Genomic DNA, 25,320 nt, shown 5'->3' with positions numbered 1-25,320 from the left:
GCTCAGGAGGCAGGGCGACAGGCGGCGCTGGTGACGCGGCCCAGGTCGACGTGCAGGCGCGCGACGAGGAGCGCTCCGCAGTCGGTCACACCCGCGAGTCTCCCACACCGGCCATGGCGGCCCTGACCTGCGCGACCGCGTCGTCCAGCGGGGTCACCGAGGTGTCCACCCGCAGCTCTGCACGCACCGGCTCCTCGTAGGGGTCGCTGACGCCGGTGAAGGTGGGGATCTCCCCGCTGCGCGCCCTGGCGTAGAGCCCCTTCACGTCGCGGGCCTCGCAGACCTCCAGCGGCGTGGACAGGTGCACCAGCACGAAGCGGCCGTGCGCCTCCACCAGGGCCCGGGCCTGCTCGCGGGCCTCGTCGAAGGGCGCGATCGCGGCGATGACGACGGTGCCGCCGTGCCTGACCACCTCCCCGGCCACCCAGCCGATCCGGCGGATGTTGAGGTCCCGGTCGGCCCGGCTGAAGCCCAGCTCGCTGGACAGGTGCGTGCGGACGACGTCCCCGTCGAGCACGGTCACCGGGGTGCCCTCGGCGGTCAGGCCGGCCACCAGGGCGTCGGCGATGGTGGACTTCCCGGCGCCCGAGAGCCCGGTGAGGAGGACGGCGACACCACTCATGGCGTCGATCCTGTCAGTCGACCGGGACGGCGCCGAAGGACCGCCAGGCGCTCTCCACCTCGGCGAGCTCGGCCACCGCCGGCGGCAGCTTCCCCGCCACGACGTCGGCGAGGGTGACCTGCTCGAGCACCCGGCGGTAGGAGTCGCGGGCGGCGACCCACACGCTGGTCAGGTCCTGGGCGACACCGGGGTAGGAGGAGTCCTCGGGCCGCTGGCCGTGCACCTCGGCCAGGAAGCCCTGTTCGACGCGCATGACCCGGGCGATCGACACCTCCGACGCGGGCAGCGCCAGCCGGTAACCGCCGTCCCGGCCACGCTGGCTGGTCACCAGGCGGGCGTGCTGGAGGTCCCCGAGGATGGCCTGCAGGAACCGCGACGGGATGCCCTGGGACTGGGCGATGCGGTCACAGGTGAGGGCGTCGGGGCTCGCGGCGGCCAGCTCGAGAGCTGCCCGCACCGCGTAGTCGACCCGGGCAGAGATGCGCACGGACCCCATCCTGCCCGGTCTGGGAAGGTGGGGCCGTGTACCGGCTGCGATTCACCACGCTGGTGGAGGCGCCGCTGACCGTGGCGTTCGACGTCGCCCGCACCCTCGGGCGCCCGTGGCCGTGGTCGTTGACCGAGGTGGACAGCGTCCGGCCGTGGTCTGACGTGTACCGCGGCTCCGGTGGGCTGCTCGCCTCGGTGACCCACACCCGGTCGTTCCACCCCACCGGGGCCGGCACCCTGGTCGAGGAGCAGCTGGACTGGCGCAACAGGGTGCCCGGACCGCCCGGTCGGCTGCTGGACCAGACCGTGGTCCGCCGGCACGTCGTCGCGGCCATGCAGGCACACCAGGACCTCTACGCCGCGGCGGCCGCCCGGCGCGCCGATGACGTCGTCCAGGTGGTCGGCGCCGCGCTCGTCGACCACGACCGGGTGCTGGTCGCGCAGCGGGGGTCGGGACCCCTGGCCGGGCTGTGGGAGTTCCCCGGCGGCAAGGTCGAGCGCGGCGAGGACGAGCTGGCCGCGCTCGTGCGCGAGTGCCAGGAGGAGCTGGGGGTGCAGGTCGCCCCGCAGGCGTTCCTCGGTGAGGTGCCCTTGGACGGCGTCGTCGCGGGCGGGGTGCCGGGGGCGTCGTCCCTGCGGGTGTGGTGGGGCCGGGTCACCGAGGGTGAGCCGGTCGACCACGAGCACACCGAGCTGCGGTGGGTCCCCGCCGAGGACCTCGAGGCCCTGGACTGGATCCCGGCCGATCGGCCGCTGCTGCCCGCGGTCCGGGACCTGCTGGCCCGGCTGGGCTGAGCTGCCGACCGGGGCCCGCACGCGCGAGAGCGCCGCCCCGGTGTCCGGGACGGCGCTCTCGAGAGCGGGACGGCCTACTTGAAGACGTCCTTGACCTTCTCGCCGGCCTGCTTGGCGTTGCCGCTGGCCTGGTCGGCCTGGCCCTCGGCCTTGAGGTCGCGGTTGTCGGTCGCGTCGCCCGCGGCCTCCTTGCCCTGCCCGATCAGCTCTTCGGCCTTGTTCTTGATCTTGTCCATGGCGCTCATGACGGGCTCCTCACCTCGGCGGACTGTCGTTGTCGTGGCTACCCGGGACCGGTCGGGTCACACATCCGCCCACCTGTGGATCAGCTGGCAGTCCCCGCCGGGTCGCTCGCCGACCCGCGACACGCCGTCCCCTGAAGAGCTTCTCGTGTAGGCCGGGTACCACCGGAAGAAGTCCTGCTGTGACGCCTGTGTTGCCCCGTGGTTGCAGGCGTGAGGCCCGCTGTGAGGCAGGTCGTGAGCCCAGGTCACAAATCGGTGACGGTCGTGGACGGTCCCCAGGGGGGTGCCTAAGGTCCAGCGGGACGAGCCCGGCCGGCCAGCGGTCTGCCAGGCTCGCCGGAGCTCGTACCCAGCCCGCCCGGTCGCTCGCGCCCAGGGCGGCAGACCAGGTCAGTCCCCCCGCAGGTGCGGGTCGAGGGAGGCAATACAACGTGAAGTTGAGCAAGCGCAGCGCGATGCTCATCGCGACCGGCGTCGCCGGCGCGATGGCCTTGACCGCGTGTGGCGGCGGCAGCAGCAGCAGTGGTGGGGGTGACGGCGAGACCGGGACCGGGCGCGTCGTCTTCGGAGAGCCCACCGCCTTCCCGGAGAACATCTACCCGTTCATCGCCGCCGGTAACAGCACTGCCACCCAGACCATCATCGGGCGGGTGCTGCCCAGCGCGTACAACGTCGCGGCGGACTTCTCCGTGGCCTGGGACGAGAACGTCCTGGCCTCCGAGCCCACGCTGGACTCCGGCTCGGGCTCCCAGGTCAACACCTACGAGATCAACCCCGACGCGGTGTGGAGCGACGGCACCCCGATCACCGCCGACGACTTCGCCTTCACCTGGAAGGCCAACCGCAGCGCGGACCCGGCCGACGGTGGCTGCGCCTCGGTGCTGTCCACGAACGGCTACGCGAACATCGCCTCGGTCGAGGGCAGCGGGGACGACAACAAGACCGTCACCGTGACCTACGCCGAGCCGTACTCGGACTGGCAGTCGCTGTTCAGCACCTTCCTGCCGGCCCACCTGATGGACAGCGAGGACCCGACGGCCCTCTGCGACACCATCACCAACGGCTTCCCGATCGCCGAGGGCGTCATCGACGACATCTCCGCGGGGCCCTTCCAGGTCAAGCGCGAGAACATCGACGTCGGCAGCCAGATCGTGGTGCTGACGCCGAACCCCGAGTGGTGGGGCGAGCCGGCCGAGCTGGCGCAGCTGATCATCCAGAACATCGGCAACGACCCGACGACGACCGTCCAGGGCCTGTCCAACGGTGAGCTCGGGGTCGTCTACCCCCAGCCGCAGCTCGACCTGATCGACCAGCTCGACGGCCTGGCCCCCAACGTGGAGAACCAGATCACCTTCGGTCTGTCCTTCGAGCACGTGGACTTCAACACCTCGGACCCGCTGCTGAGCTCGCTGCCGGTGCGCCAGGCGTTCGCGATGGCGCTGGACCGGCAGGAGATCGTCGACCAGACCGTCGGCCAGTTCTCCTCCGACGCCCAGGTCCTGGACAACCGCCTGTACGTCAACAACCAGCCCGAGTACGTCGACAACGCCCCTGAGGAGTACAAGGAGCAGAACGTCGACCAGGCCCGCGCGCTGCTCGAGGGCGACGGCTGGGTCGCCGGGTCCGACGGCATCTACGCCAAGGGCGGCCAGCGACTGGCCATCCAGATCGACACCACCGCCAACAACCCGCTGCGTCAGACCACCATCGAGGTCATGATCCCGCAGCTGGCCGAGGCCGGCATCGAGGCCACGTTCAACGCCAACCCGGACATCTTCGCCGGTGCGGACAAGCCGACCTCGCTCGAGGCCGGTGGCTTCCAGGCCGCGCTCTTCGCCTGGGTGTCGACGCCGTTCGTCTCCTCGAACCAGTCGATCTACTACTCCCCGGAGAACGGCCTGGGCCAGAACTACTCCCGGATCGGCACCCCGGAGATCGACGACCTGCTGAGCCAGATGGTCTCCGAGCCCGACCCGGACGCGGCCGCCGACCTGGCCAACCAGGTGGACACGGCGCTGTGGGCCCAGATGGCCACGCTGCCGCTGTTCCAGAAGCCCACCGTCATCGCCTACCAGAGCACCATCACCGGCGTCGAGGACAACTCCTCGCAGACCGGGCCGCTCTGGAACTCCGAGACCTGGGCCGTCAGCCAGTGACCTGAGGGCCCGCTGACCTCGGTCCAGGGCCCTCACCGCACCACACCGAACCGCAGTCACGGCCCCCGGGGGCTCACCCCCGGGGGCCGTGCTGCGCCCGGGCTCGACCTGCCTCCTCACCACCCCGCTGGACTGGTCGCTCCGACAGGACGACTTCCGCTCTCGGCGTAAGGTCCCCGCATGTTCTTCTTCACGATCCGACGGATCCTGGCGTCCGTCCTCGTGTTGCTCGCCAGCTCGTTCCTGGTCTTCGCCCTCTGCGCGGCGAGCTTCGACCCGCTGTCCCGGTACCGGCAGCTGCGTCCTGCGCCGACACCGGAGTTCCTCGACGGCGTGCGCGAGCAGCTGGGTCTCAACGACCCGTTCTTCATCCGTTACTGGGACTGGCTCACCGGGGTCGTCCGCGGTGACTTCGGGGACACGATCGGTGGCACCGCCGTCGCCGACCAGCTGCCCGGCCGGCTGCTCATCACCGGCCGGATGATCGTGCTGGCCATCGTCATCGCCGTCGTGCTGGCGGTCCTGGTCGGTGTGATCGGCGCCGTCCGGCAGTACAAGCCCTCGGACTACGCCTTCACCTTCCTGGCCTACGTGCTGATCGCGCTGCCGACGTTCTGGTTCGCCGCGATCCTCAAGGAGTTCGTCGCCGGGGGTGTGAACGACCTCTTCGGACGGCAGGTGCTCTACACGATCGGCGAGGAGACGCCGGGACTCTCGCTGTACGCCAGCGGTTGGGAGCTCTGGTCGGACCGCATCGGCCACCTGGTGCTGCCCACCGTCAGCCTCGCGCTGCTGTCCTTCGCCGCGTGGAGCCGGTTCCAGCGCTCGGCGATGCTCGACGTGCTCGGCTCGGACTACATGCGCCTGGCCCGCGCCAAGGGCCTCACCTACCGCCGCACCGTCATGAAGCACGGCCTGCGCAACGCGCTGATCCCGCTCACCACGGTCGTCGCGCTGGGCATCGGCACGCTCTTCGGCGGCGCCGTCATCACCGAGCAGGTCTTCGTCTGGCACGGCATGGGCGAGTACCTGCTGCAGAACGGCATCGGTCAGAACGACATCAACGTCGTGCTCGGCTGGCTGCTCATCAGCGCCGTGTTCGTCGTGGTGTTCAACCTCGTCGCCGACGTCCTCTACGCGGTCCTCGACCCGCGCATCCGACTCGCCTGACCGGCAGAGGAGAAGCTCCCATGGCCACCACCCAGGCCGCCGCCGAGGCGGCCCTCCCGGCCGAGCCCGGATCGCCCTCCGGCGGCGGGGTCGAGCGCGAGTTCACCGTCCAGGCCCGCAGCCAGCGCCAGCAGATCGTCCGCCGCTTCACCCGCAACAAGGTGGGGATGACCGGACTGGTCGTCTTCGTCCTGCTGCTGGCCTTCGGCTTCCTCGGCCCGCTGCTCTACGGCACCGACTACGCCACCCAGGACCGCAACGCCCAGTCGGTGGCGCCCGGGGTCCAGGGCTACCCGTTGGGCAGCGACGCCATCGGGCGCGACCTGCTGGCCGGGATGATGCAGGGCGTGCAGCGCTCGCTGTTCATCGTGCTGCTCTTCGTCGTCATCGCCCTGCCGCTGGGCCTGCTCGTCGGCGCCCTCGCCGGCTACTTCGGCCGGTGGGTCGACAGCGTGCTGATGCGCCTGGTCGACCTCATCCTCACCGTGCCGCTGCTGGTCGTCCTCATCGTCGTCGCCAGCAACTTCCCCTCCAGCCGGACGCCGCTGGGCGTCGGCATCATCCTGGGTCTGTTCGGCTGGCTGGACCTGGCCCGCATCGTGCGCAGCCAGTTCCTCTCGTTGCGCGAGAAGGAGTACGTCGAGGCGGCGCACGCCCTGGGCGCCTCCAACAGCCGGATCATCTTCAAGCACCTGATCCCGAACGCGCTGGGGTCCCTGATCGTCTGGACGACGCTGGCCGCGGCCACCGCGATCATCCTGGAGGCGTCGCTGACCTACCTGGGGTTCGGCGTCAACGGGGCCAACCAGACCTCGCTGGGCCGCCTGGTCTCCGACGGGGTCCAGGCCACCACCACCCGGCCCTGGCTCTTCTACTTCCCGGGCGTGACCCTGCTGGTCATCGTGCTGTCGATCAACCTGATCGGCGACGGGATCCGGGACGCCTTCGACCCGAGCAACCGCCGCGTGCGGTCCTGAGGGAGGACACGTTGTCCACTGCAGTCTCGTCCTCGACCTCCAGCGGAGGGCTGTCCCAGGGCGGCACCCGCGCCACCAGCCTGCCCGGCTTCGACGCCTCGGCCCCGCTGCTGACCGTCTCCGACCTCAACGTCCGGTTCCCCACCGAGGACGGGCTGGTGCACGCCGTCCGCGGCGTGGACTACTCGCTGCGCTCCGGTGAGGTGCTGGGCATCGTGGGGGAGTCCGGTTCGGGCAAGTCGGTCACCTCGCTGGCCGTCATGGGCCTGCTGCCCGGCTCCGCCCGGGTGACCGGCTCGGTCAAGTACCGCGGCCAGGAGCTGCTCGGGCAGAGCGACCGCACCATGTCGCGGGTCCGCGGCAAGGGCGTGTCGATGATCTTCCAGGACCCGATGACCTCGCTGGACCCCGTCTACCGGGTGGGCTTCCAGATCGAGGAGACGCTGCGCTCGCACGACAAGGGCCTGTCCTCCAAGGCCGCCCAGGCCCGGGCCGGTGACCTGCTCGAGCTCGTCGGCATCCCCAACGCCCGGGAGCGGGTGCGGTCCTACCCGCACGAGTTCTCCGGCGGCATGCGCCAGCGCGTCGTCATCGCCATCGCGATGGCCAACCAGCCCGACGTGATCATCGCCGACGAGCCGACGACGGCCCTCGACGTCACCGTGCAGGCCCAGATCCTCGAGGTGCTGCAGACGGCGCTGACCGAGACCGGTGCCGCCATGGTCCTCATCACCCACGACCTCGGCGTCGTCGCCGGCATCGCCGACCGCGTGCTGGTCATGTACGCCGGCCGCCCGGTCGAGGTCGGCTCGGTCGAGGACATCTACTACGAGCCGCGGATGCCCTACACGCTGGGCCTGCTCGGCTCGCTGCCCCGCCTGGACGCCTCCACCAAGCAGCGCCTCACCCCGATCAAGGGGTCCCCGCCCTCGGTGGTCAACATGCCGCCGGGGTGCCCGTTCGCCCCGCGGTGCCCGCTGCACGTCGCCGAGTGCGACGTCGCCGAGCCCGAGCGCTTCGACGTCGGCGGCGGGCACACCGCGGCCTGCATCCGCACCGAGGAGGTGGCCCGCGCCCACGGCGAGGCCGCCCGCATCTTCGACGAGGCCGCGGACGACGCGGTGCTCGGCAGCGAGGTGCCCGCCGACCACTCGGCCGAGGTCGCGGACCAGAGCCAGACCCCTGCCGTGCCCCAGGACGGAGACCGTCGATGACCGCCACCCGTGAGCCCATCCTGTCCGTGCGCGGGCTGGAGAAGCACTTCCCGATCAAGGGCGGGGGGCTGCTCAAGCGCACCGTGGGGGCCGTCCGGGCCGTCGACGGGCTGGACCTGGACCTCTACCCGGGCGAGGTCCTGGGGCTGGTCGGGGAGTCCGGCTGCGGCAAGTCCACGACCGGCCGGGCGATCCTCAACCTGCAGCCGGCCACCGCGGGCTCCGTGGTCTTCCAGGGCCGGGAGATCGTCGGCCTGGACCGCAAGGCGATGCGTCCGCTGCGCCGGGACATCCAGATCGTCTTCCAGGACCCCTACGCCTCGCTCAACCCGCGGCTGCCGGTCTTCGACATCGTCGCCGAGCCGCTGATCATCCACGGGCTGACCAAGGACGAGGACGAGCTCCGCGAGCGCGTCCGGTCCCTCGTGGAGACCGTCGGGCTCAACCCCGAGCACACCAACCGCTACCCGGCCGAGTTCTCCGGTGGGCAGCGTCAGCGCATCGGCATCGCCCGCGCGCTGGCCCTGGAGCCCAAGGTGCTGGTGCTCGACGAGCCGGTGTCCGCGCTGGACGTCTCGATCCAGGCCGGCGTGATCAACCTGCTCGAGGACCTCAAGGACCGGCTGGGCCTGTCCTACCTGTTCATCGCCCACGACCTGTCGGTGGTCCGGCACATCTCCGACCGGGTCGCCGTCATGTACCTGGGCAAGATCATCGAGGTGGCCGACCGGGACGACCTCTTCGAGCGGCCCACCCACCCCTACACCCAGGCCCTGCTGTCGGCGATCCCGCTGCCCGACCCGCGGCTCGAGCGCAGCCGGCAGCGGATCATCATCACCGGCGACGTGCCCAGCCCGGCCAACCCGCCCTCGGGCTGCCGGTTCCGCACCCGGTGCCAGAAGTTCGCCAACGAGCTCGACGACACCCGCCGGGAGAAGTGCATGACGGTGGAGCCGCTGCTGGAGGACCGCGGGGTCGGCCACCAGAGCGCCTGCCACTACGCCGAGGTCGCCAAGGTCCTGTGAGCCGGTCGGGGATCATGGGGTCGTGACCCTGGACCCCGCCGACCGCAGCCTGCTGCTGGTGCACGCCCACCCCGACGACGAGGCCATCAACAACGGCGCCACGATGGCCCGCTACGTCGCCGAGGGAGCGCACGTCACCCTGCTCACCTGCACGCTGGGGGAGGAGGGCGAGGTGCTGGTGCCCGAGCTCGCCGGGCTGGCCGCCGACCAGGCCGACCAGCTGGGCGGGTACCGGATCGGCGAGCTGGCCGCGGCCATGGCGGCCCTGGGCGTGACCGACCACCGGTTCCTCGGCGGCACCGGCCGGTGGCGGGACTCCGGCATGGTCGGCACCCCCGCCAACGACCACCCGCGGGCTTTCTGGAACGCCGATCCCGACGAGGCCACCGCCGCCGCGGTCGCCGTGCTGCGCGAGGTGCGCCCGCAGGTCGTCGTCGGCTACGACGAGCACGGTGGCTACGGCCACCCCGACCACGTGCAGGCCCACCGGGTCGCGATGGCCGCCGTCGACGCGGCCGCCGACCCCGGCTACCGCCCCGACCTGGGGACGCCGCACGCCGTCGCGAAGGTGTACTGGACCGTCGTCCCGGTGTCGGTGCTGCAGCGCGGCATGGACGCCCTCGCCGCCGCCGACGCGGACTACGACGGCGTCACCGACGCCCGGGAGATCCCCTTCGCCGCCGAGGACGCCGACGTGACCTGCGAGCTGGACGGCGCGGCGTACCGGGCGCAGAAGACCGCGGCCATGCGCGCACACGCCACCCAGCTCACGCTGGACGGTGACTTCTACGCGCTGAGCAACAACCTGGGCCAGGAGGTGCTGGTGACCGAGTACTACCAGCTCGTCCGCGGCGAGCGCGGCCCCGGGCAGGGGGAGCACGGCTGGGAGACCGACCTGTTCGCCGGCCTGTGAGCGCACTGCGGCTGGTGGGCTGGGCGGTCCTCGCGGTCCTGGCCGCCGCCTGGCTGGCGGCGGTCGAGGTGTTCTGGCTGCCGCTGCGGGTGGGGCCGGTGCCGGTCCCGCTCTCGCTGCTGGTGGCAGCGGTCGGCAACCTGCTGCTGCCGGCCTGGGTGCACCGGCACTCGGGGTCCCGGGTGGTGGCGCTGCTGCCGGTGCTGGTCTGGGTGGTGGTGGCGATCGGTGCCTCGGTGCGGCGGCCCGAGGGGGACCTGCTGATCACCGGTCAGACCACGGCCGCCCAGCTGGTGGGGCTGGGCTTCCTGCTGGTCGGGGTGCTGGCCGGGTCGTTCTCGGTCGGGCGGGTGCTCAGCCGACCGGTCCCGCGACCGGCGCCGGTGCCTGCCGGTAGTGGTAGCGGTGGTGCTCGATGAAGCCCAGCCGGCGGTAGAGCGCCCGGGCCGGTGCGTTGTCGGCCAGCACCTGCAGGTGGCACCACCGGGCGCCCTCGTCGACCGCCCAGGACTGCAGCGCCCGGGTGAGCGCGGTGGCCAGGCCGCCGCGGCGGGCGGCGGGGTCCACGCCGACGGTGGCGATGCCGAGCCAGTCCTCGACGAGCACCCCACGGGCCACCCCGACGACCGTGCCCTCGTCGTCCCGGACCGAGGCGAAGGCCAGCCGGTCGGCGTGGGTCAACACCGCTTCGGCGTCGGCGGGCAACGGCTCACCGGCCCGGCGGGCGGCCGCCAGCCAGGCGTCGTCGGGCCGGGGGGCCGACGACACCGGGACCCCGGGCCCGGGCTCCTCGTCCTCCAGCGGGACGGTCAGCACGACGGTCTCGGCCTCCGGCGGGCCCCAGCCGGCGGCCGCCAGCGCCGCGTCGGCGGGGCGGGCCTGCCGACCGGGCAGTGCGACGACGGCGGGGAGAGCACGCCGGGCGTACCAGTCGGTGACGACGGCGACGGCGTCGGTGAGCGGGAGGCCGGGGTCACCGGTGGCCAGCGCGGAGTGTGCCCGGCGGGTGAAGCCGCCGCCGCCGGCGCGCAGCAACCACCCGCCCAGCGCCTCGGTCTCGGTGCCGCGCCAACCCCGTGCGGCCAGGTGTTCCAGCTCGACGACGTCGAGCGGACTGCGTCGTTGTCCCACCGGTCCTCCTCCTGCCCGCGCCGGGCTGCCCCCGACGGGGCGGGGTGAGGCGACCCTGACCTCCGCGCCGCGCCGGACCGCGCCATACTGGTCCCGACCCTAGAACTCTCTGGTCGTACCCCCGGAGGAACACCCGTGACCTACGTCATCACCCAGGCCTGCGTCGACGTCCTCGACAAGGCGTGCATCGACGAGTGTCCGGTGGACTGCATCTACGAGGGCGACCGGATGCTCTACATCCACCCCGACGAGTGCGTCGACTGCGGTGCGTGCGAGCCGGTCTGCCCGGTCGAGGCCATCTACTACGAGGACGACGTCCCGGACAAGTGGAAGGACTTCTACAACGCCAACGTGGAGTTCTTCTCCGACCTGGGCAGCCCCGGCGGTGCGGCCAAGACCGGCAAGATCGCCAAGGACCACCCGCTCGTGGCGGCCCTGCCGCCACAGGGGGAGTGACCGCCCGGTCGCTGCCGGACTTCCCCTGGGACTCGCTCCGGCCGGCCCGTGCGCGGGCGGCCGAGCACCCCGGGGGGACGGTCGACCTGTCCATCGGGACGCCGGTCGACCCCACCCCCGCGCTGCTGGGGGACGCCCTCGCCGCTGCCGGTGACGCGTCGGGCTACCCGACCGCGCTGGGCACGGCCGACGTCCGGACGGCGGCTGCGGGGTGGCTGTCCCGCCGGCTGGGCGTGACCCTCGCCGACCCGCTCGGTGCCGTGCCGTCGGTGGTCCCGACGGTCGGTTCCAAGGAGCTGGTGGCGCTGCTGCCCACGCTGCTCGGGCTGGCCGGCCGCGGCACCGTCGTCATCCCCGAGGTGGCCTACCCGACCTACGAGGTCGGCGCGGTCGTCGCCGGGCTGGACGTGCTGCGCAGCGACACCCCGCCCGAGGACGTCGCCGACCCGGTGCTGGTCTGGCTGAACTCCCCGGGCAACCCGCACGGCCGGGTGCTCACCGACCACCAGCTGCGCGCCTGGGTGGCCTGGGGCCGCGAGCGTGGCGTGCCCGTCGTCGCCGACGAGTGCTACGTCGAGCTGGGCTGGGACGTGCAGCCGCGCTCGGTGCTGCACCCCGCGATCGCGGGGGACTCCCACGAGGGCCTGCTGGCCGTGCACTCGCTGTCCAAGCAGTCCACCGCGGCGGGCTACCGGGCGGGGCTGCTGTCCGGCGATCCGGCCCTGGTGCAGCGGGCCTGGGAGGTCCGCCGGCACCTGGGCCTGCTGGTGCCCACCCCCGTGCAGGCCGCGATGGCCGCGGCGCTGGCCGACGACGCGCACGTCGAGCTGGCCCGGTCCCGCTACGGCACCCGCCGCGACCGGCTGCGCGCCGCCGTGGCCGCGGCCGGCTACCGGGTGGACCACTCCGAGGCCGGGCTGTACCTGTGGGTCACCCGCGACGAGGACTGCTGGGCGACCGTCGACCGGCTCGCCGGCCTCGGGATCGTCGTGGCGCCCGGTGCGTTCTACGGCCCTGCGGGGGAGCGGCACGTCCGGATGGCACTGACCGCCACCGACGAGCGGATCGACGCCGCGGTGGAGCGCCTCACCGCCTGAGCGGTCTCAGACGGCGAGCTGCAGCAGCAGCGAGCCGGCGTCCTCACCGGTCTGCGCCCAGCCGTCTCCCGGCGTCCAGGTCCAGTCGGCGATGCGGACCTGGGTGAGCTGCAGCCGCTCGGCGTGCGCGACCGCCCAGGTCGCCTCCGGCCAGCCGGCCGCGCCGACCGAGACGACACCTCCGGGCTGCACGCTCGGCGTCCCGGCCTCGCGGGCGACGACGTCGGCGACGGCAGCCGCGCGGTCGTCGACCGGCCCGGCGGCGTCAGGGGGGCTGAAGGTGCACGACAACCGCGCCGGGGACGTCGACAGCAGGGCAGCGGCGAGCGTCTGGGCCATCTCCTCGTGCTGCTGGTAGGCCTCGGGGAAGCCGGAGCGCTGGACAGCCTGGGCCACCTCGGTGAGCCGGCCGGTCTCCCAGCCGTCCACCTCGACCAGGCCGTCGAGGAACTCCCCGGTCGAGTAGACCGGGTCCTGCACCTCGGCCTCGGTGCCCCAGCCCTGCGAGGGTCGCTGCTGGAAGAGCCCGAGGGAGTCGCGGTCGCCGTAGGCCAGGTTCCGGATCCGGGACTCCTGCTGCGCGGTGGCCAGGGCGATCACGGTGGCCCGTTCGGGCAGGCCCCGGGACCGGGCGACGGCGGCGATGGTGGCGGCGTTGGCGGCGACCTCGGTGGTCGTGGTGAGTGCGGAGTCGGCGATCGTGCAGCGTCCGGACACGGCCGGGACCCCCTGGCTGTCGGTGTCCCAGGCCAACCCGACGACGGCGACGAGCACGACCACCAGCGGGGCCCACAGCCCGGCCATCCGGCCGGTGCTGCGGCGCTTGCGGGCCGGTCGGGGGCGGGCCCGTGCGCTGGTCATCCCGCTCAGGGTAGGTCGGCGCACGGGAGGGACCCGGGACCCGGCCGGGCTGGCTACGGTGTCCCCGACCACACCCGCCGCCCCGCACCACACCCACGGACAGGACGCGCCACCATGACCGACGGACTGCTGCCCGGCGTCGCCGCCACGCTGGTCGAGACCCCACGGCTGACCCAGCAGGTGCTGCACGCCGAGGGCGTCGACCCACGGGCCGGTGGCGAGGCCGCGCTCCTCGTGCACGGCAACGTCAGCTCGTCGCTGTTCTGGCAGCAGCCGCTGCTGGCGCTGCACGAGGCCGGGCGCCGGGTGCTGGCGGTCGACCTGCGCGGCTACGGCGGCACCGATCCCGAGCCGGTGGATGCCACCCGCGGGGTGCGTGACTGGTCCGAGGACCTGGCCGCGCTGGTGGAGGAGCTGGGACTGGAGCGGGTGCACCTGGTGGGCTGGAGCATGGGCGGTGGCGTCGTCCTGCAGCACCTGGTCGACGCACCCGGACGGGTCGCCTCGGTGGCGCTGGTCGCGCCGGTGTCGCCCTACGGCTTCGGCGGCACGACGGGCCTGGAGGGGCAGCGGGTGCACGAGGACGGCACCGGCTCCGGCGGCGGGGCCGCCAACCCGGACTTCGTCGCCGCCCTGGCCGCCGGGGACCGCACCGCCGACGCACCGACCAGCCCGCGCTCGATCCTGCGCACCTTCTACGTCGCGCCGGGCAGCCTGCCGCTGGACTCGGCGCTCGAGGACGTCTTCGTCACCTCGATGCTCACCACCCGGACGGGCCCGGACCACTACCCGGGCGACGCGACCCCCACCGACGCCTGGCCCGGTGCGGCACCCGGCGGCCGCGGGGTGCTGAACACGATGGCGCCCACGGTGCTCGACGTCTCGGGCATCACCGAGCTCGCGGTCAAGCCGCCGGTGCTGTGGGTGCGGGGGGACGCCGACCAGGTCGTCAGCGACACCTCCGCCTTCGACCTGGCGTTCCTGGGCCAGCTCGGCGCGGTGCCCGGCTGGCCGGGCGCCGAGGCGTTCCCGGCCCAGCCGATGGTGTCCCAGACCCGCGCCGTGCTGGACCGCTACGCCGCCAGCGGCGGCTCCTACCGGGAGGTCGTGCTGCCCGACGTCGGGCACGCACCGCACGTCGAGCGCCCGCAGGAGTTCGTCGCCGCGCTGCTGGAGCACCTGGACGCCCCGGCCGCCGAACCGGCCGGGCTCACCTGAGGCCTCAGTTGGCGTGCAGGGCGGCGTTCAGCGCACCCCAGTCGCCGTCCCGGGGCAGGGCCTCCAGCGCGCCGGACACCGAGTTCCGGCGGAAGAGCAGTCCCGGCTGACCGGACAGCGTCACGGCCTTGACCACCGAGCCGTCGGGGAGCGTGACGCGCGACCCGGCGGTGACGTAGCAGCCGGCCTCGACGACGGAGCGGTCACCCAGGGAGATGCCGACACCGGCGTTGGCGCCGAGCAGACACCCCGCGCCGATCGAGACGACCTGCTTCCCACCGCCGGACAGGGTCCCCATGATCGAGGCGCCGCCGCCGATGTCGGAGTCCGCGCCGACGACGACGCCGGCGGAGATGCGGCCCTCGACCATCGAGGCGCCCAGCGTGCCGGCGTTGAAGTTCACGAAGCCCTCGTGCATGACGGTGGTGCCCTCGGCCAGGTGTGCGCCCAGGCGGACCCGGTCGGCGTCGCCGATGCGCACGCCGGTGGGCAGCACGTAGTCGACCATCCGGGGGAACTTGTCGACGTGGGTGACGGTGACGTGGCCGTGCGCGGCGCGCAGCTTCGCGGCCCGCACCGGGGTCCAGTCGGCGGCCTCGACCGGGCCGGCCGATGTCCAGGCGACGTTGGCGAGCAGGCCGAACTGGCCGTCGAGGTTGAGCCCGTGCGGGCGGACCAGGCGGGCGGACAGCAGGTGCAGGCGCAGGTAGACGTCGTGGGCGTCGACGGGGGCGGCGGACAGGTCGGCGATCGTCGTCCGGACGCCGACCACCTCCACGCCGCGGGCGTCGTCGAAGCGGACCAGCGAGCCGAACTCACTGCCCAGCGCGGCCTCGACCTCCAGGGTGCCCAGCGGCTCGGTGCCGGTCGTGCCGGCCGAGCCCAGCTCGGGCGCCGGGTACCAGGTGTCCAGGACGACGCCTGCGGTGGTCACGGTGGCGAGTCCGACGGCGGTGGCTCCGGGAGTGGTCACGGCTGCCGAGGCTACCGGCGCACCCTCCGTAGGCTGCGGGCGTGACCGCCCCGCCCCTGGACCTGACCGCCGACGTGCTCGCGGTGACCCGCGCCCTGGTCGACACCCCGTCGGTCTCGGGCAGCGAGGGCCCGCTCGCCGATGCCGTCGAGGCCGCGCTGCGGGCGCTGGGCGGGCTGGAGGTCGAACGGATCGGCAACAACGTGCTGGCCCGCACCGACCTGGGCCGGGACACCCGGATCGTGCTGGCCGGCCACCTGGACACCGTGCCGATCGCGGACAACGTGCCCAGCCGGCTGGAGACCGTCGACGGCGTCGAGCACCTCCTGGGCTGCGGCACCAGCGACATGAAGGCCGGGGACGCGGTGATGCTGCGGCTGGCCGGGCTCTTCGGTGCCCCCGCCGACCAGGAGCGCCTGGCGCACGACGTCACCTTCGTCTTCTACGACAACGAGGAGGTCGAGGCCGTCAAGAACGGCCTCGGCCGGGTCGCCCGGGAGCGGCGCGGCTGGCTGTACGGCGACCTCGCGATCCTGCTCGAGCCCACCGACGGCGACGTCGAGGGCGGCTGCCAGGGCACCATGCGCGTCGTCCTCACCGTGCCGGGACGCCGGGCGCACAGCGCGCGCAGCTGGCTGGGCAGCAACGCCATCCACGGCGCCTCCTCGATCCTGGCCACGCTGGCCGGCTACGAGGCCCGCGAGGTCGACATCGACGGGCTGTCCTTCCACGAGGGCCTCAACGCGGTCGGCATCGAGGGCGGGGTCGCCGGCAACGTCGTCCCCGACGAGTGCCGGGTGACGGTGAACTTCCGGTTCGCCCCCGACCGCGACGAGGACGACGCCGAGGCGCACGTCCGCGAGGTCTTCGCCGAGGCGTTGGCCGCCGGGGTCACCCTGGAGGTCACCGACATGAGCGGGGGCGCGCTGCCGGGGCTGTCCGAGCCGGCCGCCGCGGCCTTCGTCGCCGCGGTCGGCCGCCCGGCCCGGGCGAAGCTGGGCTGGACCGACGTCGCCCGCTTCGCCGCCTTCGGCATCCCGGCGCTCAACTACGGCCCCGGGGACCCGCAGCAGGCCCACACCCGCGACGAGCACGTCGTCGTCGACCGGCTGCAGCCGGCCGAGGACGCACTCGTCGCCTACCTCACGGGGAGCAGCACATGAGCGACAACGGCACCCGACGGGCCCGCACCCGCGGCCCCGTCCAGCTGCGCGGCGGCGAGCCCGACCCGCGCCAGGAGGGCACCACCACCGACCAGCGGCTGCTGGACTCCCGCGGCCCGTCGGACTGGGTCCACGCCGACCCGTGGCGCGTGCTGCGGATCCAGGCCGAGTTCGTCGAGGGCTTCGGTCTGCTGGCCGACCTGCCGCGCGCGGTGAGCGTGTTCGGCAGTGCCCGCACCAAGCCCGAGGACCCGTTCTACGCCGCGGGCGTCGAGCTGGGTGCCGCGCTGGCCGACGCGGGGTACGCCGTCATCACCGGCGGTGGCCCGGGCGCGATGGAGGCGGCCAACAAGGGCGCCTGCGAGGCCGGCGGGATGTCGGTGGGGCTGGGCATCGAGCTGCCGTTCGAGCAGGAGCTCAACGAGTGGGTCGACGTCGGCATCGCCTTCCGCTACTTCTTCGTGCGCAAGACCATGTTCGTGAAGTACGCCCAGGCGTTCGTGATCCTGCCCGGCGGCTTCGGCACCCTCGACGAGCTCTTCGAGGCCCTCACCCTGGTGCAGACCACCAAGGTCACGAAGTTCCCGGTGATCCTGTTCGGGACGGCGTACTGGTCGGGCCTGCTGGACTGGATCCGCAGCACCCTGGTCGAGGCCGGCACCGTCTCGCCGAAGGACCTGGACCTGATCACCGTCACCGACGACGTCGCCGAGGCCGTCCGGGTCATCCAGCAGGCCGAGGCCGAGCGGGAGGCCGCGGGGCAGCCCAGCGGCGAGCCCGCGCCGACCGAGGGCTGAGGCCGGCGGTGGTGTCCTTCGTCGTCTTCGTGGTCGGGCTGCTGCTCGTGGGAGGCCTGCTCTTCCTGGGTGCCGCGGTGCTGCTCGGGCGCGGGGAGACCCAGCCCCCGGCCGAGTTGGACCGCTCCCCGGTGGAGCTGCCCGACGACCGCCCGGTGGTCGGGGACGACGTCCGGGCACTGCGGGTATCGGTGGCCGTGCGCGGCTACCGGATGACCGAGGTCGACTGGCTGCTGGACCAGCTGGCCCAGACCATCGACGAGCGCGACGTGCGGATCGCCGAGCTGGAGGCCGGTCCGGTCCCGGCCGGTGCCCACGCTGCGCCGCCGCCCGAGAACCCGCAGGCTGGGGCGTCGGTCGTGCCCTCGGCCGACACCGCACCCGAGACCGCCCCCAAGACCGAGGAGCAACCCCGTGCCTGAGCTGGTCGAGACCGTGGACGTCGACGCACCGCCGGAGCAGGTGTTCGCGGCCCTGGTGGACTGGACGACGCAGGGCGAGTGGATGCTGCTGACCGACGTCCGCACCGTGGACGGCGCGGCGCAGGGCGTGGGCGGCCGGATCGAGGCCACCACCGGCATCCCGCTGCCCGGTGGCCGCCGGCTGGGCGTCCTGGACGAGATGACGATCACCAGCTGGGACGCCCCGCACGCGGTGGACGTCGTGCACACCGGCCGAGTCGTCCGCGGGACCGGCAGCTTCCAGGTCCGCCCGCGTGGAACCGGGTCGACCTTCGTGTGGGTGGAGACGCTGGACCTGCCGCTGGGCGCGCTCGGCCGGCTGGGCTGGCCGCTGGTGAAGCCCGGGTTCGTCGCCGGGGTGCGGCTGTCGCTGAAGCGGTTCGCCCGCTACGCGGAGACGCGCCCGGCCTGAGCGCGGACGGCCAGCACCGCCCACACGGCGGTGACGGCCAGCACGACGCCGACGACGACGAGCAGCGTCTGCCCGTAGTCGCGGGGCAGGAACGAGCCGTCGCCGGGGTCGCCACCGATGCCCAGCACGAACGGCAGCGCGACCAGGGTCAGCGAGCCGCTGACCGCGGCGCCCACCACGACCGGGCCACGCGCCGGACGGGGGAGCACGCGGGCGGCCACCCAGCCCAGACCGATCCACACCGGGGCGATCACCAGGTCGTGCACCAGGGCCCCGCCGACGAACCAGGTCAGCCAGGAGCCCAGCGGGATGGCCCCGCCGGCGGTGAGCAGGCCGTAGGCCCCGAAGGCGACGGCGGCCAGACCGGGCGCCAGGAACAGCCAGCGCCACCACGGAGCCGTCACGAGCCGACCCCCGCAGCGCCCGGTGCGATCCGGGCCAGCCACTTGGTCTGCATCGCGCCGGGCCGGTTGGGGGCGATCAGGCGCACCGGGTAGCCGTGGTCCAGGGCGAGCTCCTGACCGTTCAGCCGCAGCGCCAGCAGCGTCTTCGCGCTGGCCGAGTGCGGTCCGGCGACCGTGGAGACCCGGTAGGAGCCCCCGGTCTGCAACGACTCGACGTGCACGACGGTGCCGCGGTCGAGGCCGGCGGCGTCGAGGACGTCCCGGAGCCGGGGGCCGGTCCAGTCCGCGTCCGAGCTCCAGCCCTCGACGCACGCGATCGGCAGCCGCTCGGTGTGCTGCGGGAACGCCTGCAGGTCCGCCAACGTCAGCTCCAGCCGCGTCGGGCCCTCGACGACGAGCCGCCAGGCAGGGTCGACGGCGGTCTCGGTGACCCCGGCACCGGCGCCGGTCTGGTTGACCGGCAGCCCCTGCGGGCCGTAGCCGGGGATGCGCGGGGCGAGCACCGACACCTGGGCGAGCGGGGAGATCGTCTGGCCCCACTGGGTGAGCGCTACGGCGCCGGTGCCCAGCACGGCCGCGGCGACGAACGCCCGCCGGCTGACGGCGCCGTCCTCCTCGCCGTCCTCCTCGCCGTCCCCCTCGCCGTCCGCGGCCGCCGTCCCCCGGCGGGCCAGGCCGCGCGCGATCTGCGGGGCGAAGGCCCCGACGTGGGTGAGGACTGCACCGACCGCGATCCAGCCGGTCCAGTAGTGCGCGGCCCGGAAGGAGAAGCCGAACGGGTACCACTGGCTGATGTTGAGCAGGCCGGTCAGCAGCTGGAAGACCGCGGCGCCGACCAGCACCAGCACCGACACCCGGGCCACGACCTGCGCGGGTGTGCGGGCCGGAGGCCAGCTGAAGAGCTTGGGGTAGACCGTCCACAGCTTGACCAGCAGCAGCGGGACGAGTGCCAGCCCGACCATGACGTGCGTGCCCTGGGTGACGCGGTACAGCCACACCGGCGAGGCCGGCCAGACGAACCAGCTCGGGGGCTGCTGCACCCAGTGGCTGATCAGCCCGGTCAGGAAGCAGACGACGAACCCGCTGCCGAGCCAGACGCCCACCCGGGACGCCCGCCGCTCGGTGTGCAGCGGGCTGGGGAAGGAGCCTTCGCGGAACGGCCCGCGGCGCAGCGCGTCGGGCGGGTCGGGCAGGCGGGCGCCGAGGACGCGGTCCAGCGGTCGGGTCACGGACGTCCTCTCGGGGGGAGTGGTGCACAGGGTCATCGGCAGTCCGGACCCGGTGCTGGAGTCCGCCCGGGGTTCGTGCCGAGACCGCCCGCCGGACGGGTCAGTCCTGGGGGAGCGCGGCGGCCACCTCGGCGACGACCCGGCGCATCCGGCTCCCCTCCGGGCACAGCTCGGCGACGGCCAGTGCGTCCGGGAAGTGGTCCACGTCGGTGAGCACGGGCAGGTCCAGCACCCGCAGCCCGGCGGACTCGAGCGCTGCCCGGGTGTTGACCGCGGTGTCCTCCCGGGACATCGGGACGTCGGGCAGCACCGCGGCGGCGTCGGGGGAGTGCACGCCCAGGGCCCACCACCCGCCGTCCGGCGCGATGCCCAGCGCGGCGGTCCCGGGGCCGGCGTCGACGAGCGCGTCCAGGCACGACGTCAGCAGCTCGGGGCTGATCTGCGGGGTGTCCATGCCGACCAGCAGCGTGGGGACGGCGCCGTCCGGGCCGGCCATGGCACCGGCGAACGCCGCGGCCAGCCGGGTGCCCAGGTCACCCTCGACCTGGGGGACGACGACGCAGCCGCTGAGGTCCAGTCCGCCCGGTGCACCGTCGAGGGCGACGACGCGGCGGTCGACCGGGGTGGCCCGGACGACGTCGAGGGTGTCCCCGACCGCGGCCTCGGCGATGGTGCTGGCCTGCAGTGGGGTGCACGGCGGGGTCAGCCGGGTCTTGCTCCTCCCGGGGACCGGGGCCTTGGTGATGACCAGCAGCTGCCTCACCGGTTCAGCACCCCGCTCATGTCCTTGATCGTCTTGACGGTGCCGAGCAGGGTGCCGGTGACCTTGGACTTCGTGCCCTCGGCGCGGGGGTGGTAGTCGACGTCGACCTCCAGGACGCGCCAGTCGGCGTCCGAGGCCCGCGTGACCATCTCCAGCGGGTAGCCGAAGCGCCGGTCGGTGATGCCCAGGGCGAGCAGGTCGGTGCGGCGGGCCGCGCGCATCGGGCCCAGGTCGTGCAGCCGCAGGCCGGTCCGGCGGCGCATCATGACGCTGAGGGCGGTGTTGGCGACCCGGGCGTGCACCGGCCAGGCGCCGCGCGAGCTGGGTCGGCGCCGGCCGAGCACCAGGTCGGCGTCGCCGGCCAGCACCGGGTCCGCGACGAGGGGCAGCTGGGCGGGGTCCATCGAGGCGTCGGCGTCGCAGAAGCAGACGACGTCGTCGGTGGCGGCCTCCAGCCCGGCGTGCGCGGCCGCGCCGAAGCCGCGCTGGGGGACGTGCACGACGGTCGCGCCGTGGTCGGCGGCGATCTGCGCGGAGCCGTCGGTCGAGCCGTTGTCGGCGACGATGGCCCGGTAGCCCTCGGGGAGGCGGGTGAGGACCCAGGGGAGCGCCCCGGCCTCGTCCAGGCAGGGGAAGACGACGTCAGGCACCCGTGGACGGTAACCGCGCCCGACCGGCCGCGCTCGTCCTCGGCACCTACGCTCCGACTCGATGAGCAGCGCCCCGCCGACCTCCCCGCTCCGACGCTGGCTCCCGGTGGCCGCCGTGCTCGCCGCCGCCGGCTTCGTCTGGCTGATGGCCACGATCGGCCGCCGGCTGGCCGAGGGCGGCACCGTGCTGCACCTGCTCGGCGGCTACGTGCTGCGCGGCGGGTGGGACGTCGTCCTCACGCCCCGGGTGCTGCTGCCGGCCGCGGTGGCACTGGCCGGGGTGCTGTGGGGCCCGGCGCTGGCGGCCCGGGTGCGGTTCGGGGCGCTGCTGGCCGGGTCCGCGGTCGCCTCGGGCGGGTGGGCCGTGGCGCTGGCGCTGTCCAGCGGCTGGCACCGGCTGCCCGAGCCACTGGCAGTGCGCTACGAGTACCCCCACGACGTCCCCCGCGTCGGGTCCATCGGGGAGTTCCTGTCCACGTTCACCGCCTCGGTGCCCGCCGACTCGGCCGATCCGTGGACGACGCACGTCGCCGGTCACCCGCCGGGTGCGCTGCTGTCCTTCGTGTTGCTGGACCGGCTCGGGCTGGACGGCCTGGGCTGGGACGCGGCGTTGTGCATCGTCGGCGGGGCGCTCGCCGTCCCTGCGGTGCTGCTGACCGTGCGTGCGGTCGCCGACGAGGCGCGCGCCCGGGTGGTCGCGCCCTTCCTGGTGCTGGCGCCGATCGCGTTGTGGGTGGCCACCAGCGCCGACTCGCTGTTCGCCGGGGTGGCCGCATGGGGAGTCGCCGGACTGGCGACGGCGGCCACCGCGGGCCCGGGGTGGCGTCGTGACGTCCGGGCGCTGGTCGGTGGACTGCTACTGGGTCTCGCCCTCTTCCTGAGCTTCGGACTCACCGCCCTGGGCCTGGTCGCGCTCGTCGTGGTGCTGGTGCACCGGTGTGAGCTGGGCTGGGGCGGCGTCGTGCGGGTCCTGGGGGTGGGCACCGCCGGGGTGGTCCTGGTCGTCGTCGCCTATGCGGTGGGCGGCTACTGGTGGCTGGACGGCTTCCACGCCGCCGGTGACCGGGTCCGTTCCGGCCCCTCCTACGCCAACCGGCCGCTGGGGTTCTTCCTGTTCGCCAACCTGGCCGCCGCCGCCCTCGCCCTGGGCCCGGCCGCGATCGCCGGGCTGGCCTCGCTGCGCCGGCACCGGCTCGCGTTGCTCCCGCTCGCGGCGCTGGTCGGCATCCTGGCCAGCGACGCCACCGGTCTGGTCCGCGGGGAGACCGAGCGCATCTGGCTGCCGTTCTACGTCTGGGTGCTCACCGCGACGGCGTTCCTCCCGGCCCGCCGGCGCCGGCTGTGGCTCGCGCTGGGCGCGGTCCTGGCGATCGGCATCGAGGTGACCGTCCGCACCGAGTGGTGACCGCCGCGGTTGGCAGGGAACCTGCGGACGTCGGCAGCCTCGGCTGCGGTCGGCGGCCCCGCGGCGGGCCATGATGTCGCGGTGAGTCGTCGGGGCTGGGCGCTGTTCGTCACCATGTCGGTCGTCTGGGGCGTGCCGTACCTGCTGATCAAGGTGGCCGTGGGGGAGCTGGACCCGGTCGTCGTCGTGTTCGGCCGGTGCGTGCTCGGCGCGGCGATCCTGCTGCCCTGGGTGGTCGCCCGCGGCCACCTGCGTGGGATCGCCCGCCACTGGAAGCCGCTGCTGGCCTTCACCGTGCTGGAGATGACCGGGCCCTGGCTGCTGCTCTCCATCGCCGAGCAGTCGCTGTCCTCCTCCCTCACCGGGCTGCTGGTCGCCACGGTGCCGTTCGTGGCCGCGCTGGCCGCCCGGCTGCTGGGGGAGGAGGAGCGGCTGTCGCCGGTGCGGATCGGCGGCATGGTGCTCGGGGTGCTCGGCATCGCGGCGCTGCTCGGGCTGGACGTCGCCGGCGCGCAGCTGCTGGCCATCGGCGCCGTCGTCCTCACCGTGATCGGTTACGGTACGGCGCCGTTGATCATCAGCCGGCAGCTGTCCCAGGTGAACGGGGTGGCGGCCAGCGCGGTGGCCCTGTCGATCACCACCGTCGTCTACGCGCCCTTCGCGCTGCCCCGGCTGGACCAGGTCCGCGACGCCTCGGCCGACGCCTTGCTGGCGGTTGCCGGCCTCGGGGTCGTGTGCACCGCGCTGGCCCTCGCGCTGTTCTTCCAGCTGATCCGTGAGGTCGGCCCACAGCGTGCGCTGGTCATCACGTTCGTCAACCCGGCGGTGGCCGTGCTGCTCGGGGTGTTGCTGCTGGGCGAGCCGTTCACCCTCGGCATCGCCGTCGGGCTGCCGCTGGTGCTCGTCGGCTGCGTGCTGGCGACCCGCCGCACCCGCACCGCAGACCCCGAGCCGCTGGCCGCACCCGTCGCCTGAGGCCCATCGCCCGAGGGCGTCCGTCGCAGGCCGGTCAGGCTGCGTCCGCGGTCGACGCTGGGGACCGCTCGGCCCGGCGCTGCCGGCGGAGGACGGCACGGTGGTCCAGGACGACACCGATGGCGTGCCGCAGGTCCAGGCGCTCCCCGTTGGCGCGCCAGGACGAGGGCAGGTCGACCGGCGGCCCCGGGTCCTCTCCCGCCGGTGTCAGCTGGGTCCACACGGCCGTCCCCTCCGTGGTGCGGACGACCAGCTGCCCGTCGTCCCGGTGCAGCAGCAGGTCGAGGTCGTGGACCAGCCCGTGGCACCGGTCGCAGAGCAGGACCAGGTTGTCGACGTCCGTGCGGCCGCCGGCCAGCCAGGACACCAGGTGGTGGGCGTGCAGTCGTTCGGGCCGGGTCTCGGTGCACCCGGGACGCACGCACCCGCCGTCGCGGACCAGCAGCGCGCGGCGTTGTGCTGCGCTGGCGTACCTGCGGCTGCGGCCCGCCGCCAGGACCTGGCCGTGGTCGACGAGCACCGTGGTGACGGCGGCGTCGCACGCCAGCCGGCGGGCCTGCGCCGGGCTGAGCGAGGCCACCCCGTCCAGGACCGCCTGTCCGGCCGCGGTGTCGTCGGCGAGCACGGCGGCGTCGACCCGGACGAGCAGCTCCCGGCGCGCCGGGTCGGTGGGCTGGCGGTCCGCCGCCACCGCGCCCGCTCGCACGAGGTCCAGCAGTGCCGCCGTGCGGGCGACGGTGACCCGGGCGCGGCGGAGTGCGGCGGCCTCGCGGCGACCCGGGGCGCCACCGTCGACCAGGTCCTGCCCGGCCGACCACTCGGCCCAGCGGAGCGGGACGACCCGGTCGCCGCCGCCCTCCGCTCGGCGGGCGGACCGATCCCGGCGGGTCAGCACCTCGGCCCGGTGCTCGACGGCCGCGATGACCTCGGCGGCGTCCTCCGCGGCCAGGCGCAGCCGGACGGTGACGCTGCCGTCGCCCTCGTCGGTCCAGTCCAGCCGCTGCTCCCACCGCGCCGGGGTGCGGTCGGGATCGGCACCGTCGGGCCACCACGAGGTCCACACCGCCGCGGCTGCGGCCCGGCCTGCCTCGGCGCCCTCGTCGTCGGTGCCGCCGGCCCTGACCGTGGCAGCCCGGGCGAGGGAGCGGGCGTCCTCGGCCTGGGCGCGGGCGGCCTCGGTCGCGGCGGTGTCGGCGCGCCGCCAGCCGGCGACCACGCGGTCGAGCTGGGCGGCCGTGCAGTTCCTCGCCAGCTCCAGCAACGCCGGCTCGCTGTCGGCGTCGGCCACCCGGGCGATGGCCCGGGCCTTCGCGTAGGAGATCCGTCCGGCGCCCAGGTCGGCCGTGACCCGGGGCAGACCGGGCAGTGCGCGGGCCAGCCGGACGTGGTCCCGCGCCGTGCCGGGGGCGATGCCGCACTGCCAGGACAGCCAGTGCGCGCACGAGGTGACGCCGGGGACGGCCCACCCCTCCCTGCGGTCGAACTCCGCGACCAGCAGCAGCCAAGCCGCCGTGGACGCCGAGATGGCCACGGCACCGGCACACAGGCGACCGGCCAGCTCGGGCAGCGCGAGGGCACCGTCCGGCGGGTCGTCGGTGGCGCAGTTCATCGCGTCCACCACGGGCTGCTCCGACATCGGCACGACCGACCACCTCTCATCGTTCGAACACGTGTTCGAACACCTGGGAGGAGCGTGGCACGAGGGTCCGACAGGACCCG

28 protein-coding genes are annotated in these 25,320 nt (G+C 74.0%); 17 read left to right on the top strand and 11 right to left on the bottom strand.

All coding sequences use genetic code 11. From position 1 onward, the window contains the following. Window positions 1–85 precede the first annotated feature (85 nt). Together cysC and ASG41_RS08655 are read right to left on the bottom strand one after the other, a co-directional pair. Window positions 86–622 (bottom strand): adenylyl-sulfate kinase, encoded by a 537-nt coding sequence (gene cysC, locus ASG41_RS08660; protein ID WP_056292741.1) that lies wholly within the window; start codon window positions 620–622, stop codon window positions 86–88. Between the two features lie 13 nt (window positions 623–635). Beyond that, window positions 636–1,118: an Rrf2 family transcriptional regulator gene (locus ASG41_RS08655; RefSeq protein WP_056292739.1), complete on the bottom strand. Its 483-nt coding sequence runs from the start codon at window positions 1,116–1,118 to the stop codon at window positions 636–638. A gap of 26 nt (window positions 1,119–1,144) precedes the next feature. Between ASG41_RS08655 and ASG41_RS08650 the strand changes: the two genes are divergently transcribed. Further along, a complete protein-coding gene (locus ASG41_RS08650) occupies window positions 1,145–1,906 on the top strand; it encodes a (deoxy)nucleoside triphosphate pyrophosphohydrolase (protein ID WP_056292737.1) in 762 nt (253 codons plus the stop codon). Between the two features lie 74 nt (window positions 1,907–1,980). Here the strand turns inward: ASG41_RS08650 and ASG41_RS08645 are convergent, their stop codons facing one another. Further along, window positions 1,981–2,151 carry a CsbD family protein gene (locus ASG41_RS08645; protein WP_056292734.1) on the bottom strand — a complete coding sequence of 57 codons (171 nt, stop codon included), beginning with the start codon at window positions 2,149–2,151 and terminating at the stop codon, window positions 1,981–1,983. Between the two features lie 431 nt (window positions 2,152–2,582). On the opposite strand from ASG41_RS08645, the gene ASG41_RS08640 reads away from it, so the two are divergent. The 7 genes from ASG41_RS08640 to ASG41_RS08610 all read left to right on the top strand — a co-directional run bounded on the left by ASG41_RS08640 (window position 2,583) and on the right by ASG41_RS08610 (window position 10,025). After that, a complete protein-coding gene (locus ASG41_RS08640; protein WP_235564654.1) occupies window positions 2,583–4,307 on the top strand; it encodes an ABC transporter family substrate-binding protein in 1,725 nt (574 codons plus the stop codon). A gap of 180 nt (window positions 4,308–4,487) precedes the next feature. Next, window positions 4,488–5,477 carry an ABC transporter permease gene (locus ASG41_RS08635; RefSeq protein WP_056292729.1) on the top strand — a complete coding sequence of 330 codons (990 nt, stop codon included), beginning with the start codon at window positions 4,488–4,490 and terminating at the stop codon, window positions 5,475–5,477. 20 nt (window positions 5,478–5,497) lie between these two features. Continuing rightward, window positions 5,498–6,454: an ABC transporter permease gene (locus tag ASG41_RS08630; RefSeq protein WP_056292727.1), complete on the top strand. Its 957-nt coding sequence runs from the start codon at window positions 5,498–5,500 to the stop codon at window positions 6,452–6,454. A gap of 11 nt (window positions 6,455–6,465) precedes the next feature. Continuing rightward, complete coding sequence (locus ASG41_RS08625; protein ID WP_200938796.1) at window positions 6,466–7,668, top strand: ABC transporter ATP-binding protein; 1,203 nt, start codon at window positions 6,466–6,468, stop codon at window positions 7,666–7,668. Continuing rightward, entirely contained in the window at window positions 7,665–8,693 is a 1,029-nt protein-coding gene (locus ASG41_RS08620) for an ABC transporter ATP-binding protein (RefSeq protein WP_056292725.1), read from the top strand. The genes ASG41_RS08625 and ASG41_RS08620 overlap by 4 nt, the downstream gene beginning before the upstream one ends. A gap of 22 nt (window positions 8,694–8,715) precedes the next feature. Further along, a complete protein-coding gene (gene mshB, locus ASG41_RS08615; RefSeq protein ID WP_235564653.1) occupies window positions 8,716–9,606 on the top strand; it encodes an N-acetyl-1-D-myo-inositol-2-amino-2-deoxy-alpha-D-glucopyranoside deacetylase in 891 nt (296 codons plus the stop codon). Beyond that, window positions 9,603–10,025 carry a hypothetical protein gene (locus ASG41_RS08610; RefSeq protein WP_056292723.1) on the top strand — a complete coding sequence of 141 codons (423 nt, stop codon included), beginning with the start codon at window positions 9,603–9,605 and terminating at the stop codon, window positions 10,023–10,025. The genes mshB and ASG41_RS08610 overlap by 4 nt, the downstream gene beginning before the upstream one ends. On the opposite strand, the gene ASG41_RS08605 is transcribed toward ASG41_RS08610, so the two are convergent. After that, on the bottom strand, window positions 9,961–10,737 hold the full coding sequence (locus tag ASG41_RS08605) for an N-acetyltransferase (protein WP_056292721.1): 777 nt from the start codon (window positions 10,735–10,737) through the stop codon (window positions 9,961–9,963). The two genes, ASG41_RS08610 and ASG41_RS08605, sit on opposite strands and share 65 nt — an antisense overlap. A 135-nt stretch (window positions 10,738–10,872) precedes the next feature. On the opposite strand from ASG41_RS08605, the gene fdxA reads away from it, so the two are divergent. Continuing rightward, on the top strand, window positions 10,873–11,193 hold the full coding sequence (gene fdxA / locus ASG41_RS08600) for a ferredoxin (RefSeq protein WP_055759918.1): 321 nt from the start codon (window positions 10,873–10,875) through the stop codon (window positions 11,191–11,193). Next, the gene (gene dapC, locus ASG41_RS08595) at window positions 11,190–12,290 is read left to right on the top strand and encodes a succinyldiaminopimelate transaminase (RefSeq protein ID WP_056292719.1); all 1,101 of its coding nucleotides are present in this window, start codon (window positions 11,190–11,192) and stop codon (window positions 12,288–12,290) included. The genes fdxA and dapC overlap by 4 nt, the downstream gene beginning before the upstream one ends. A 6-nt stretch (window positions 12,291–12,296) precedes the next feature. Here dapC and ASG41_RS08590 read toward each other — a convergent pair whose 3' ends face one another. Beyond that, window positions 12,297–13,151 (bottom strand): hypothetical protein, encoded by an 855-nt coding sequence (locus tag ASG41_RS08590; protein WP_056292717.1) that lies wholly within the window; start codon window positions 13,149–13,151, stop codon window positions 12,297–12,299. A gap of 114 nt (window positions 13,152–13,265) precedes the next feature. Here ASG41_RS08590 and ASG41_RS08585 point away from each other — a divergent pair, with 114 nt between their 5' ends. Beyond that, window positions 13,266–14,369, top strand: coding sequence for an alpha/beta fold hydrolase (locus ASG41_RS08585; RefSeq protein WP_056292716.1), 1,104 nt, complete (start codon window positions 13,266–13,268; stop codon window positions 14,367–14,369). A 4-nt stretch (window positions 14,370–14,373) separates the two neighbouring features. On the opposite strand, the gene dapD is transcribed toward ASG41_RS08585, so the two are convergent. Next, window positions 14,374–15,342 (bottom strand): 2,3,4,5-tetrahydropyridine-2,6-dicarboxylate N-succinyltransferase, encoded by a 969-nt coding sequence (dapD, locus tag ASG41_RS08580; RefSeq protein WP_056292714.1) that lies wholly within the window; start codon window positions 15,340–15,342, stop codon window positions 14,374–14,376. Between the two features lie 41 nt (window positions 15,343–15,383). Here dapD and dapE point away from each other — a divergent pair, with 41 nt between their 5' ends. The 4 genes from dapE to ASG41_RS08560 are packed head-to-tail and all read left to right on the top strand — an operon-like array spanning window position 15,384 to window position 18,175. Next, window positions 15,384–16,505: a succinyl-diaminopimelate desuccinylase gene (gene dapE / locus ASG41_RS08575; RefSeq protein ID WP_056292712.1), complete on the top strand. Its 1,122-nt coding sequence runs from the start codon at window positions 15,384–15,386 to the stop codon at window positions 16,503–16,505. Then, window positions 16,502–17,302: a TIGR00730 family Rossman fold protein gene (locus ASG41_RS08570; protein WP_056292710.1), complete on the top strand. Its 801-nt coding sequence runs from the start codon at window positions 16,502–16,504 to the stop codon at window positions 17,300–17,302. The genes dapE and ASG41_RS08570 overlap by 4 nt, the downstream gene beginning before the upstream one ends. A gap of 11 nt (window positions 17,303–17,313) precedes the next feature. Continuing rightward, window positions 17,314–17,724 (top strand): DivIVA domain-containing protein, encoded by a 411-nt coding sequence (locus ASG41_RS22965; protein ID WP_082556831.1) that lies wholly within the window; start codon window positions 17,314–17,316, stop codon window positions 17,722–17,724. Next, on the top strand, window positions 17,717–18,175 hold the full coding sequence (locus tag ASG41_RS08560; protein WP_056292708.1) for an SRPBCC family protein: 459 nt from the start codon (window positions 17,717–17,719) through the stop codon (window positions 18,173–18,175). Before ASG41_RS22965 ends, ASG41_RS08560 begins: the two co-directional genes overlap by 8 nt. Here ASG41_RS08560 and ASG41_RS08555 read toward each other — a convergent pair. The 4 genes from ASG41_RS08555 to ASG41_RS08540 form a co-directional block, all read right to left on the bottom strand. Beyond that, the gene (locus ASG41_RS08555; RefSeq protein ID WP_056292707.1) at window positions 18,151–18,579 is read right to left on the bottom strand and encodes a hypothetical protein; all 429 of its coding nucleotides are present in this window, start codon (window positions 18,577–18,579) and stop codon (window positions 18,151–18,153) included. The genes ASG41_RS08560 and ASG41_RS08555 overlap by 25 nt on opposite strands. Next, window positions 18,576–19,808 (bottom strand): molybdopterin-dependent oxidoreductase, encoded by a 1,233-nt coding sequence (locus ASG41_RS08550; protein ID WP_082556723.1) that lies wholly within the window; start codon window positions 19,806–19,808, stop codon window positions 18,576–18,578. Before ASG41_RS08550 ends, ASG41_RS08555 begins: the two co-directional genes overlap by 4 nt. Window positions 19,809–19,908: 100 nt before the next feature. Then, entirely contained in the window at window positions 19,909–20,571 is a 663-nt protein-coding gene (locus ASG41_RS08545; protein ID WP_056292703.1) for a DUF2064 domain-containing protein, read from the bottom strand. Beyond that, on the bottom strand, window positions 20,568–21,221 hold the full coding sequence (locus ASG41_RS08540; RefSeq protein ID WP_056292700.1) for a glycosyltransferase family 2 protein: 654 nt from the start codon (window positions 21,219–21,221) through the stop codon (window positions 20,568–20,570). The genes ASG41_RS08545 and ASG41_RS08540 overlap by 4 nt, the downstream gene beginning before the upstream one ends. A gap of 61 nt (window positions 21,222–21,282) precedes the next feature. Here ASG41_RS08540 and ASG41_RS08535 point away from each other — a divergent pair, with 61 nt between their 5' ends. Both ASG41_RS08535 and ASG41_RS08530 read left to right on the top strand, forming a co-directional pair. Beyond that, a complete protein-coding gene (locus ASG41_RS08535; protein ID WP_056292697.1) occupies window positions 21,283–22,626 on the top strand; it encodes a hypothetical protein in 1,344 nt (447 codons plus the stop codon). Window positions 22,627–22,707: 81 nt separating this feature from the next. After that, entirely contained in the window at window positions 22,708–23,601 is an 894-nt protein-coding gene (locus ASG41_RS08530; RefSeq protein WP_056292695.1) for a DMT family transporter, read from the top strand. Window positions 23,602–23,635: 34 nt separating this feature from the next. On the opposite strand, the gene ASG41_RS08525 is transcribed toward ASG41_RS08530, so the two are convergent. After that, a complete protein-coding gene (locus tag ASG41_RS08525; RefSeq protein ID WP_235564747.1) occupies window positions 23,636–25,237 on the bottom strand; it encodes an HNH endonuclease signature motif containing protein in 1,602 nt (533 codons plus the stop codon). Window positions 25,238–25,320 lie beyond the last annotated feature (83 nt).

The organism is Modestobacter sp. Leaf380 (assembly GCF_001424485.1).
GTDB lineage: Bacteria > Actinomycetota > Actinomycetes > Mycobacteriales > Geodermatophilaceae > Klenkia.
Note: the sequence above shows the minus strand (reverse complement) of the source record. Positions and strands in the feature narration are given on the sequence as shown.